General features: G+C 67.4%; 12 protein-coding genes. 7 read left to right on the top strand and 5 right to left on the bottom strand.

The features are described 5' to 3' along the window. Positions 1 to 27 precede the first annotated feature (27 nt). Entirely contained in the window at positions 28 to 999 is a 972-nt protein-coding gene (locus tag QX010_RS19260; protein WP_315804549.1) for a S1C family serine protease, read from the top strand. A 19-nt stretch (positions 1,000 to 1,018) separates the two neighbouring features. Here the strand turns inward: QX010_RS19260 and QX010_RS19255 are convergent, their stop codons facing one another. Beyond that, positions 1,019 to 2,950 (bottom strand): calcium-binding protein, encoded by a 1,932-nt coding sequence (locus QX010_RS19255; RefSeq protein ID WP_316181213.1) that lies wholly within the window; start codon positions 2,948 to 2,950, stop codon positions 1,019 to 1,021. Between the two features lie 352 nt (positions 2,951 to 3,302). Between QX010_RS19255 and QX010_RS19250 the strand changes: the two genes are divergently transcribed. From QX010_RS19250 to QX010_RS19235, 4 genes are all read left to right on the top strand, one after another. Next, a complete protein-coding gene (locus QX010_RS19250) occupies positions 3,303 to 4,370 on the top strand; it encodes a phospholipase (RefSeq protein ID WP_316181212.1) in 1,068 nt (355 codons plus the stop codon). A gap of 138 nt (positions 4,371 to 4,508) precedes the next feature. Next, positions 4,509 to 5,873 carry a hypothetical protein gene (locus QX010_RS19245; protein WP_410051961.1) on the top strand — a complete coding sequence of 455 codons (1,365 nt, stop codon included), beginning with the start codon at positions 4,509 to 4,511 and terminating at the stop codon, positions 5,871 to 5,873. A 4-nt stretch (positions 5,874 to 5,877) separates the two neighbouring features. Beyond that, positions 5,878 to 6,699, top strand: coding sequence for a hypothetical protein (locus QX010_RS19240; protein WP_316181211.1), 822 nt, complete (start codon positions 5,878 to 5,880; stop codon positions 6,697 to 6,699). 91 nt (positions 6,700 to 6,790) lie between these two features. Next, positions 6,791 to 6,997, top strand: coding sequence for a hypothetical protein (locus QX010_RS19235; protein WP_315804553.1), 207 nt, complete (start codon positions 6,791 to 6,793; stop codon positions 6,995 to 6,997). Positions 6,998 to 7,072: 75 nt separating this feature from the next. Here QX010_RS19235 and QX010_RS19230 read toward each other — a convergent pair whose 3' ends face one another. The 3 genes from QX010_RS19230 to QX010_RS19220 all read right to left on the bottom strand — a co-directional run bounded on the left by QX010_RS19230 (position 7,073) and on the right by QX010_RS19220 (position 9,221). After that, complete coding sequence (locus QX010_RS19230; RefSeq protein WP_316181210.1) at positions 7,073 to 7,735, bottom strand: DsbA family protein; 663 nt, start codon at positions 7,733 to 7,735, stop codon at positions 7,073 to 7,075. A gap of 5 nt (positions 7,736 to 7,740) precedes the next feature. Next, positions 7,741 to 8,526, bottom strand: a complete 786-nt coding sequence (locus tag QX010_RS19225) for a sulfite exporter TauE/SafE family protein (protein ID WP_316181209.1) — start codon at positions 8,524 to 8,526, stop codon at positions 7,741 to 7,743. A gap of 200 nt (positions 8,527 to 8,726) precedes the next feature. Further along, a complete protein-coding gene (locus tag QX010_RS19220) occupies positions 8,727 to 9,221 on the bottom strand; it encodes a hypothetical protein (RefSeq protein WP_315804556.1) in 495 nt (164 codons plus the stop codon). Between the two features lie 190 nt (positions 9,222 to 9,411). On the opposite strand from QX010_RS19220, the gene QX010_RS19215 reads away from it, so the two are divergent. Together QX010_RS19215 and QX010_RS19210 are read left to right on the top strand one after the other, a co-directional pair. Then, positions 9,412 to 9,723: a PsiF family protein gene (locus tag QX010_RS19215; protein WP_316181207.1), complete on the top strand. Its 312-nt coding sequence runs from the start codon at positions 9,412 to 9,414 to the stop codon at positions 9,721 to 9,723. A gap of 83 nt (positions 9,724 to 9,806) precedes the next feature. Beyond that, positions 9,807 to 10,892: an AbrB family transcriptional regulator gene (locus tag QX010_RS19210; protein WP_316181206.1), complete on the top strand. Its 1,086-nt coding sequence runs from the start codon at positions 9,807 to 9,809 to the stop codon at positions 10,890 to 10,892. On the opposite strand, the gene QX010_RS19205 is transcribed toward QX010_RS19210, so the two are convergent. After that, positions 10,889 to 11,422 carry a disulfide bond formation protein B gene (locus QX010_RS19205; protein WP_315804559.1) on the bottom strand — a complete coding sequence of 178 codons (534 nt, stop codon included), beginning with the start codon at positions 11,420 to 11,422 and terminating at the stop codon, positions 10,889 to 10,891. The genes QX010_RS19210 and QX010_RS19205 overlap by 4 nt on opposite strands. Between the last annotated feature and the right edge of the window lie 21 nt (positions 11,423 to 11,443).

Raw genomic sequence — 11,443 nt, 5'->3', positions numbered from 1 at the left:
GGCGTATCGACAGAGCAGGAGAACGAAATGCCTTCTTTGACCGAATGGAAAGTGCCCTCCGCCTTCCAGCCTCGCGCCGAAGACTATCAATACGATCTTGATCAAGCCCTGTCCTCGATCGTGGGCCTGCATGCCATCATTCCGTCCGACGCCTTCAGCGCGGAAACGCTCGGGACCGAGCGTGCCGGCAATGCCGTCGTCATCGACGACGGGCTGGTGCTGACCATCGGCTACCTGATCACCGAGGCCGAATCCGTCTGGCTGCACCCCAATGACGGACGCGTGGTCGAGGGCCATGTGCTCGGCTTCGACTTCACCACCGGCTTCGGGCTGGTGCAGGCGCTCGGGTCGCTCGACCTGCCCGCGCTGCCGCTCGGCTCGTCGGCGGCAACCAAGGTCGGCGATCACGTCGTGCTCGGCGGCGCCGGCGGACGGACGCGATCGGTCGCGAGCCAGATCATCGCCAAGCAGGAATTCGCCGGCTATTGGGAATATCTGCTGGACGAGGCGATCTTCACCCACCCCGCCCACCCGAATTGGGGCGGCACCGGCCTGCTCTCGGCCAAGGGCGAGCTGATCGGCATCGGGTCGCTCCAGCTGGAGCGCGAGCGCGACAGCAAGGACGAGCACGTCAACATGGTCGTGCCGATCGATCTGCTGAAGCCGATCATCGATGATCTCAGGCGCTTCGGTCGCGTCAACAAGCCGGCACGCCCCTGGCTCGGCATGTACGCGACCGAGGTCGACGATCGCGTCGTCGTGATCGGCGTCTCCGACAATGGCCCGGCCGCCCGCGCCGAGCTGAAGGCGGGCGACGTGATCCTCGGCATCAACGGCGACAAGGTGACGAGCCAGAGCGAGTTCTATCGCAAGCTCTGGGCGCTCGGCGCAGCCGGCGTCGACGTGCCGCTAACGGTGCACCATGAGGGCGTCACCTTCGACGTCACCATCGCCTCGACCGACCGCGCCAAGCTGCTCAAGGCGCCGCGGCTGCACTGAGGCGGCCGCGGGCCTGCGTTCACGCGTTGACGTGCCAGGCCGCGGCGATCTGGTCGTGCAGTTGCGCATCCGTCGGCAACTGTGATGCTACCGTGGGATCGAAGGCCGGATGCGCCTGGGCGTAGGTCGCCATCGCCTGCACGAGCTGCGACACCTGGGTATCGATCTCGAGACCGCCGGCCTTGATCTCCTGCAGCTGATAGGAGCCGCCCAGGAACCAGTCGGCGACGGTGACCTGCTGATGGGTGCCGAGAATGTCGATCTCGAGATCGTTGCCCGATTTGACGAACCAGAAATTGTCGGCCGTGTAGGCCGTTCCGAAATCGAGCGTGCCGGTCGGCTTCGGCAGCGAGGCGACGCCGTTGATGATGACGTCGTTGCCGTCGCCGGGCGCATAGACGTAGGTGGCGCCGACGCCGCCGACCAGGATGTTGTCGCCGGCCCCGCCCTTGAGCACGTCGCTGCCGCCGCCGCCGATCAGCAGGTCGTCATTGGCGGTACCCGCCAGCGTGTCGTTGCCGCCGCCGGCGATCAGCAGCGCACCGTCGGAGGCGGCAATGATCGCGCCGGGCACCGGATCGACCGCGACCGAGGTCGCGGCATCGCTCAGCGCCGCGCTGAGCCAGTCGAGATTGTCGGTCTTGCCGCCCCACAGCACGCCGATCGCCATGTCGAGAAGGTTGGCGTCATCGCCCTCGAAGCTCGCAACCGCATCGATCAGCGCGAGCTTGCCGAGGATGTCCACCGTAGATCCGGTGTCGGTGTGCGACCACAGGTCGGACGACAGATCCGCAACCAGCAGGTTGTTGGCCGTATCCTGATAGAAAATGCCGTGCTCATGGCCGATCACGCCGGGCGTCGCCGTGACCTCGTCGTGGTTCTGCGCCAGCAGCGCCGAATATTCCACCACGATCTCGGCCAGCGCCTTCTCGACCCCGCCGTTCTTCAGGTAGGTCGCCGCGGTGTCGGCGCTGACGCTGTTGCCGAGCACGCCGCCGCCATTGAACAGGGCCTGAACGGCGCTGTTGCCGTAGCCGCTCGCATCGGTGACGGTCGAATAGGCGATCATGTCCTTCATCTTGTCGGACGGCGCGCCTTCGCCGCTCACACCGGCCGCGGGAATGCCGACCGCCGAAGCAATCGCGTCATTCTCCAGCGGCGCCAGCAGCACAGCCGCCGCCTTCTTCCAATCCTGGGCACCGTTGTCGCTCGCCCACTGCATCATCGTCAGCAGCGCGATCGAGTGCAGGCTGACCGGATCCAGACCGAGATCTGTGCCCGCGCCGAGCACGGTCTTCTGCTCGGACGAGATGCCGATCGCAGCATCGGCGATGGCGAGCGCGCCGGCGACCGGTCCGAGCTGCAGCAGCGCCAGCGGCGCTTCCAGCACCGGCGCCGCTGCCCGCACATATTGCAGGATCTCGCCGGAAAGGGAGACCATGTGAATGTCGGAATAGCGGTCGACCGGGTGCGACGTCAGCGCGCCCCAGAAGCCGTGCAACTGGTCGTAGCGGACTTCCGCCGCGAATTCGAACGGCATCGCGTCATACGCATAGGCCACCTTGTCGTTGAGCGCCGCGATGTAGCCGGCAAGTCCGCCACCGAGCGAATGTCCGGTCAATGAGACGTTCGATGTCGCCCATGTCTTGTAGTAGGACTCCGCATCCGGGAACTGCGTCGGCCAGCCAGCCAGACCGGCGCCGCCGAGCCACGACGGCACGTCGGCGAGACTGTCGGTGCCGCGAAACGAAATGATCCGTGTCGATGGATCGCCCGCGAGCTGATAGGTCGCGGCCTCGAAATTGTCGGCGGTCGACGTCACGCTCGCCGCCACCAGCTCATAGCTCCCGATACGGTTGAAATTGACCACGAGCGTCGGGTTGACGCCTCTGTTGTAGACGTCCATGGCGAGCACCGCGTTGATCAACGCGGCCGACGGCGACTTGGTCATGATGCGAATCCCCCCTCGGCAACCGATCGGCAGTTTTGACCCAGGGCGGTGATCCATGAGGAACCCTCCGCTGCGCCGTCGGCTCTCACCAAGTGCGACATCGCGCCCGAATTTTGTCAATCAACTATCGTCTGCGCGTGTATTCGCGCGCGACTCACCTGCCACGCGCGACGGCAACGTCCGCACCATGTTGACTTGCGGGAGCCGCATCGCGAGATTGCGGCTTCGCGGAGCGAACACGCGTTCGGAAAATGGTCATTGCCCGGACGGCCGATTTTGCGTTGCATGACAGCGCTCGCCGGCAAACAGACGAGACGGCCAGACCCGCGGTTCGCGTATCAAGGAGACCTGCATGACGGATGCCGTGGTGGATGACATTCTCATCGTGTTGCCGCCACTGCTGCAGACGCTCGAAGCCCTGTCCTACGTCGCGCGCTACCTGAATCCGCCGGATTTCGATCGCGTGATGGCTGATGTCGGCGATCCGGAGCAGGCGCTGCACACGGCGCGGATTCATCTCACGTCGTGGCCGGCGGACTTCGCCCATATCCGTATCGCCTTCGACACCGCAGCGGACGCCGCGCTGATGTCGTTTGCCGGCCTGCGCGCCGTTCAGCGCGGCGAGGGCGACCTGGTCGACGTGTTCAGGGCCCTGCGTCAATTGCCGCGCGCGCTCGAGGCGCTGTTTCCGCTCGCCGCGACGCTGCCGCCGCTGAGCGAATTCTTCCTCGATCCCGCCGTCGACGGCGACGACGGGCTGCGCCGGTTGCTGGCCACGTCCTCTGCAGGCAAGGACGCCGTATTTCACGACCATAACGAGATCGGCAATCGCGGCGGCTTTTCGCTGTATGTGCCGGAATACTACACGGCGGACCGGGCCTGGCCGCTGGTCATGGCGCTGCATGGCGGCAGCGGCAACGGCCGCGACTTCCTCTGGAGCTGGCTGCGGGCCGCGCGCAGCCTCGGCGCCATCCTGGTTGCCCCCACCGCGGCCGGACCGACCTGGGCGCTGATGGGCGACGACGCTGATACGCCGAACCTGCTGCGCATTCTCGACCTCGTCCGCAGCCGCGTCGCGATCGATCCCACCCGCATGCTGCTGACCGGGATGAGCGACGGCGGCACGTTCTGCTACGTCAGCGGACTGGCCGCAGGCTCGCCGTTCACGCACCTTGCGCCGGTGGCCGCGACGTTCCATCCGCTGATGGCTGAGATCGCCGACCGCGACCGTCTGCGCGGGCTGCCGATCCAGATCGTGCACGGCCGGCTCGACTGGATGTTCCCGGTCGAAATCGCGCGGCATACCGCCGACGCCCTGGCCAAGGCGGGCGCCGATGTCGCCTATCGCGAGATCGATGATCTCAGCCATTGCTATCCGCGCGAGGCCAATGTCGAGCTGCTGCGCTGGCTGATGCGCTGAGCCAGCGTCTCCCGACGACATGGCTGATCGGTAATGCCGCCGACACAATGTCGGCGGATTTTGTCCGCACTGGTTCTGCTCGGCCATACAGCGGGGGCGCTGCATACGGGCGGCCATGAGGCCGCCGAAGGTCCGCTCATGCCCTCGCCGCTGATGCCCTCGTCTCCTGCGTCCGTCGCGCAAGTCTCCTCCGCCCGCTCCTCCACCTCCGTCGTGCTCGCCAATGGCGTCAGCCGTCTCGAAGTGACGCTGAAGCTCACGACCGCGATTCTGGCGCTAGCCGCCGGCGTCTACACCTATCTCGGCGTCCGCGAATTGCTCAACGGCAGTCCGACCACGGTGTTCTTTGCGGCGGTCATCTACTCGGTCGCGGTCTCGGTCGGCATCTACGCCTTCTGGGTGTTCATGATGCAGTTCATGCCGCACGTCACCAGCACGATCGGGCGCTTGATGATGGCCGGCTGCATGTTGCTGGGCTCGCTGATGATCGTCGCGATGTCGTCCTGGCTGAATGCCTCGGCGCTGGCCGGCGCCGCCGCAATCCAGCAGCATCTTGCGATCACCGTGCAGAACTACACGCGCGACCTCGACCGGGCCAACAGCCAGGCGATCGCTGCGCAAAGCCTGCTGCCGGACATCCAGCTCGCCTCCTCCCGCTTCGCCAAGCTGGCGGACGCCGAACGCGCGGGCTCGCTCACCGGCACCTCCGGATCGGGCACCGTGGTCCAGCTTCTCGCGCAGATGTCGACGCAGCTCGACGGACTGGGCCAGCAGGTCCAGGAGTCGGGCAAGCACGTCTCCGCTCTCTATGAGCAGGGCGGCAAGAGCCTCGCCAGGATGCGCGAGTTGATCTCCGACCGCGGCCCGATCGCAACGCGCAGCGATGCCTTCGCCACGGAGTCGCTCAACCTGATGGGCGTGATCGCCAATCTGCAGCAGACCTCGGTGGCCCCTGCGGTGAAGCGCGCCGCGACGTCGCTGTCGGCCGGATTCATCGCGCCTGCCCCGGGCGGACGCAGCGGCGACCTGGCCGAGCGCCAGACCGCCGTCGTCGGCAAGGTGGAGGGCGCGATCGCCACGCAGGCCGCCTCGCTCGCCGACGCCGCCGACAAGATCCTGGCGCTGCCGCGGATCGAGCCGACCCGGTTCCAGACGCTGTCGCCCGCCGAAGCCGTGCTGCGCTACGCCGGCGACTTCATCCCGAGCTGGGCGGGCGCGATCTCGATCGACCTGATGCCGGCGGTGCTGGTGCTGATCCTCTGCGTCGTCCATGCCGCCATCCGCCGTGAGGGCCTGCCCGCCGTGAGCGCCTCCAGCCTGACGGCCAGCGATCTCGTCACCGCATTGCAGATCGCGCGCGAGGTCGAGGATGCCAGGCGGGCGGCCGAGCGACGGCCTGCCGAAACGCCTGCTGAGCAGCCTTCCGCGCCATCCATCGAGCCGGCGCCGGCCGCGGTGGATGAGAACGTGACGTCGCTGTCGTCGGCTCGGCTTGGAAAGTAGTCCCGTGGCTTCGGCGCTGAACCGACGCGTCCATGCCTGGCTCGCGGACAATCCCGATGAGAGCATTCTGCGTTGGGTCTTCCGCAGCATCCTCGTCGTCACCGTCGCAGTTCTCGCGGCGGACCTGCTCGAGCTGAATGCTCCACAGGCGCCATCGGATGCGGCCCCGTCTCAGCTCGACATTCGGCGCGACGCGCCAGACATGCCGGCCGAATCACCATCGGTGCTGGCGCCCCTGATGAAGCGGCTGATGCCGCTGCCCCAGGGGGATCGTGCCTTGCAGCAGCCTGTTCAGTTCGAGCTGCGCAGCGGCGGCCGGCTGTTCGCGACCGGCACGATCACGCCCGGCAGCGCACGCAGCTTCGCGGACGCAGTCGAACGCCACGGCGAATATATCAAGACGGTCGTGCTGAACTCGCCAGGCGGCTCCGTCGCCGACGCGCTGGCGATGGGGCGACTGATCCGCGCGCGGAAATTCGCGACCGAAGTGGAGGCGGGAAAATATTGCGCGTCGTCGTGCCCGCTGGTGTTCGCCGGCGGTGTCGAGCGCCGGGCCGGCGAGCGGGCAATCATCGGCGTGCATCAGATCGCCGCAGTCCCCACGTCCGGGACCACCGTGAGGTCCGGCGACGACATGAGCCTTGCGCAGAACATCTCGGCGCGATGCCAGCGCCACCTCGCCGCGATGGGCATCGATCTGAAGGTCTGGGTGCATGCGATGGAGACGCCGCATGACCAGCTGTTCACGTTCAAGCCCGACGAGATGAAAGCCCTCAATCTCGTCACCTCACCGCCGGAATCGCGGCCTGAAAAATCGCGCAGTTAGGATGTTCTGATCGCGGTGGACCGGGACCGCGGCGAGCGCGGAACCAAGTTTCGACCGCGGCGTTGTTGGCCGTCACACTGGAGAACATGACATGCGGACATTCGTGGGAATGATCCTGGGGGCCCTCATCCTGGGTTTGGGCGTCTACATCCATGATTCGATGCAGACCTCGGAGGTCGCCAACGGACCGAGCGCGCAGTCGCGCCGGACCATCGTGAACTGGGACGTCGCGGCGGACAGCTGGAATTCGCTAAAGACCCGCGCGCATGACGACTGGGTTCGCATCTCGTCGAAGTAACGCGCACGACGCTTCGTTTTCAGGGCGCCTCGGCTTCGGTCGAGGCGCCTTTGCTTTGCCAGCTAGTTGGCCGCCTTAGTTGGCCGCCTTGGCCTTGCGCGCGTCGGCGATGACCTGCTCGAACTGCGCCATGGTCAGCACGCCGGGCACCCTGAACTTGCCAACGATGAAGGACGGCGTGCCGCGGAAACGCAATCCCCGCGCCTGCTTGTCGTTGCGCGCCAGCATGGCGTCGATGGCCTTCGCGTTGGCTGCGAGGTCGCGCTTGGCGCGGTCGATATCAACGCCGGCTTCAGCGAGCAGCTCGTCGATGCGCGGCTCGGTGAGCTTCGAACTGACGCCGATCAGCGCGTCATGCGCCCTGGCGTATTTGTCCTGATATTTGCAGGCCAGCGCCATCCGCGCAGCAACCACCGAAGTCGGCCCGAGGATCGGCCACTCCTTGAGAACCCAGCGCACCTTGCCATCATCATGGATGACCTGCTGCAGCTCGGGATCGAGCTTGCGGCAATACGGGCAATTGTAGTCGAACCATTCGACGATCGCGATGTCGCCCGCGGCATTGCCGAGCACCGGCGCATCGGGATCGCGCAGCACCGCGCCCTCGTCGGGCTCATCGGCATCCTCGGCGCGACTGTCGCGGGGCCACAAGGACAGCGCCGCGGTTGCGCCAAGAAGCGTCAACACGTCACGCCGGCTGCTGGCGGAGATGATCGCAGTCGAGGGGACGCGCTTCATTGAGGTCAGCTCCAGATATGCAGCAGGCTGCGCGTCAGCATGTACAGCGCGACCGCCGCGATCACGACCGAAAACACCACGTTCAACGCGCCGCGCCGTTCGGACAGATGGCGCGCCAGGCGCGTGCCGGCTAGACCTCCGGCGATCCCGCCGGCGATGAACAGGCCGGCGAGATCCCAGGCGACGAGCCCGGACCAGGCATAGCTCGCCGCGGTGGTAAGCCCGAAGGTCGTCACCGCGACCAGCGACGAGCTGACCGCGTTCATGATCGGCATGCCCGTCGCAGCCATCAGCGCCGGCACGATCAGGAAGCCGCCGCCGATGCCGAAGAAACCGGACAGCGTGCCGGTGGCGAGACCGAAGCCGACGATCGCCGGGATGTTGGCCATGCTCATCTTCACATCGGGGGTGCCGATGCGGGCGCGCGTCTTCAGCATCAGCATGGCGATGACCATCATCACCAGCGCGAACAGCGCCAGCAGCTTCTGGCCGTCGACCATCTTGCCGAGCAGCGAGCCGGTGAAGGCGCCGACGATTCCCGCCGTTGCAAACAGCGCCGCGATCGGCCAGATCACGGTGCCGCCGCGCGCATGATTGGCGAGATTGATGGCCGCGTTGGTGGCGACCGCGATCGCGCTCGAGCCGATCGCGATGTGCGGCTCGGGCACGCCGACGACATAGACCATCAGCGGCACCGCCAGCACCGAGCCGCCGCCGCCGACGAGGCCGAGCGAGAACCCGACCATCGCGCCGCAAACCAGGCCGAGCATACCTTGGACAGCAGAGATCATGGCGAGAGCAGGGTCATTTCCCGCACCGGAAGGCAAGCCCCAAAATCACCGGAGCAGCAATGCCCCGCCACCGGCGAGGACCGCCGCGCGACCGGCGTTGAGCCCGGTCCGGCCGGCGGTCTCGCGGCGATGCATGGCGTCGAGAGCGGCGGCCGGCCGCATGATGCCCCCGGCCGCCGGCAACGTCACGTCAACCCGGATCAGGCCGCGCCCTTCAGCTTCTTGGTGCATTCGCTGTAGTAGCCGCCGCCCTTCTGGATCCACTTCAGGCCGCCATTGGCGTTGGTCGCCTTGTTGGCATTGTACTGATCGACGCAGGTCTGCAGCCGCGCCTTGCCGGGCTTCTCCTTGGCGTATTTCGGGTCCACCGCGTTGGGGAACACGGCGGGACCGGTCGGCGCGGGAGCGGCCTCCTTGGCGTCGGATTTCGCCTCCTTGGCCGGCTTGGCCTCGGCCGCGGGTGCGGCCGGAGCCGCCGGTGCCGCGGCCGCGGTGGCATCGCTGCCGCACTGGGCCTTGCGGAAGTCGTTCCACTTCTGGCCGCCCAGCGTGCCGGCCTCCTTCGCCTGCTTGTACTTGGCGCTGCATTCCTGCGCGGTGAGCGCCTGCGCCGGCGCCGCGGCGAACGTCGCGAGGCCGATCACGGCCAGCGTGGCGAGTGATGAAGCAACCAATGATTTTGCGTGAAAACTCATCCCAGATCTCCCTGTGGAGCATGTTGAATGGGACGGTAATTCTAGCGAGACGCCTGCGACCGACAAAGCAGGCGGGAGCGTGGCCGCGCGAAAATATAATTTGCCTCGCGCGGCGATCCGGCTCATTCCATTCACTGCGGGTTCAGCATCGCCGGACATCGCACCATGCCTTTCGTTCGAGGACTTCAGCATGAGAGTAACTGCCCGGGCGGCGATTGCGGCCATCGCAATGGCCACCCTGTCGGCCGCGGGCCCCGCCCGCGCGCAACCCGGATTGACGCTGCCGGCGCGGCCCGATGCCGCCACCGACAAGTTCGCCACCCTGGACAAGGCTGCGCGCCGGACGATTTCCATCGCCTGCTCCAAGGAGGCCGACGAGCAGGGGCTGAAGGGCAAGGCGCGCGGCAAATTCCGCTCGGCCTGCAAGCGCGACAAGGCGGCGGCGGCTGCCGCGACGACACCCGCGCCCGCTCCCTTGCCGACGCCGGACAAGCCGAAATGACCGGCGCCCGCGGGTGCATGCGCGCATGGCGCCTGCGCAACGGCGGGAATTGTTCGCGCAGGCGGCTTTTGGCATAAGGCGCCGTGCGCCAGATCATCTCCTCCCTCCCCTTCGACCTGCCGAGCCGCGCCAAGACCCTGAGCGCGATCGAGACCCTCGTGCTCGGCACCGCCGGCGGCTTGATCTTCCTCGTCGCCCATCTGCCGGGCGGGCTGATCTCCGGCGCGATGATCGCGACCGCGATCGCCGCGATCGCCGGCCGCCCGCTGGCGATGCCGCCCATCCTGACCCAGACCGTTCTGCTGCTGCTCGGCATCTCGATCGGCGCCGTCGTCTCGCGCGAGCTGATCAACCATGTCAGCGCCTATCCGGTGACCATCGGCCTGCTGGCGCTCGCGACGTTCTGCTCGACCTTCGGCTCCAGCCTCTATCTGCAGCGCGTCCATGGCTGGGACCGCACCTCGGCGCTGCTCGCCGGCAGTCCCGGCGCGCTGTCCCAGATCACGATGCTCGCGGTCGAGCGCGGCGCCGACCTGCCGGCGATCGCGGTGGTGCAGACGCTGCGGGTGATCATCCTGACGGCGGCGCTGCCGCTGGTGCTGGCCGTGGCCGGCGTCGCACCGGCCGCGCCGATCTCGCTCGGCCAGACCGTCGCCTCGCCGCTCGGCCTGCTTGCATTGCTGGTGGCCTCGCTGGTTGCGGCGATGCTGATGCAGCTGATCAAATTTCCGGCGAGCTGGCTGTTCGGCGCGATGGTCGCCAGCGGCCTCCTGCACGGCACCGGCCTCGTCGAGGGCGGCCTGCCGGAATGGATGCGCGGCGTGGCGCTGGTCGGCATCGGCGCCCTGATCGGCAGCCGCTTCGCCCGGATGCGGGTGAAGACCCTGGTCGGCCATATCAGGGCCGCGCTCGGCTCGTTCGCGATCGCGGTGGCGATCTCGGCGCTGTTCGTCACCGTGATCGTGCTGTTGACGCATGTGCGCTTCTCCGACACCATCGTCGCGTTCGCGCCCGGCGCCATGGACGCGATGATGGCGCTGGCGCTGACGTTGCACATCGACCCGATCTTCGTCGGCGCGCATCACCTGTCGCGCTTCGTGTTCGTCACCATTGCCACCCCCGGCATCGTCCATCTGTTCGGACGGCCGCAGGAGGATGTCGACGACTAGGCGCGCTTCCGGGTGATGCCCCAGCCGGCGATGGCGGCGATGGCGAGCGAAATCAGCACGCTGTAGCCGGCGAGCGACAGGCCGAGGAAGCGGAATTGCACCTCGTCGCAGCGGACGACCTTGACGCTGTCGAGCCGCTCCAGGAGGCTGCCGGCGCTGCCGAGATTGCCGATCGGCCCGGTGCATTCGGTCGGGCCCGGCCAGAAGCCCCATTCGACCCCGGAATGATAGACGCCGAGCCCGGCATTGCCGAGCGCGGCCAGCGCGACCACGCCGAGCCCGGCGAGCACCAGCGCGCGCGGTGCGCCGCCTTTGGCGGCGAGCGCGATCAGCAGCCCGAGCGGTACGATCGCATAATAGGCCCAGCGCTGCTTCAGGCAGAGCTCGCAGGGCTGCAGGCCCCAGACCAGCTGCATGTACCAGGCGCCGGCCAAGGCCGCCGCCGCGATGCCGGCCGCGAGCAGCGCCGCCGCCACCGCCGGGCTCATGCTCCCCGCCGCAGGGCGCGCCATCACAGAAGTATTGGTCATCGGTCCTCCCGAACGGGGCTG

It is taken from the genome of Bradyrhizobium sp. SZCCHNRI1009 (genome assembly GCF_032487575.1).
Classification (GTDB): domain Bacteria; phylum Pseudomonadota; class Alphaproteobacteria; order Rhizobiales; family Xanthobacteraceae; genus Bradyrhizobium.
This window is presented reverse-complemented; position numbering and strand designations above follow the sequence as displayed.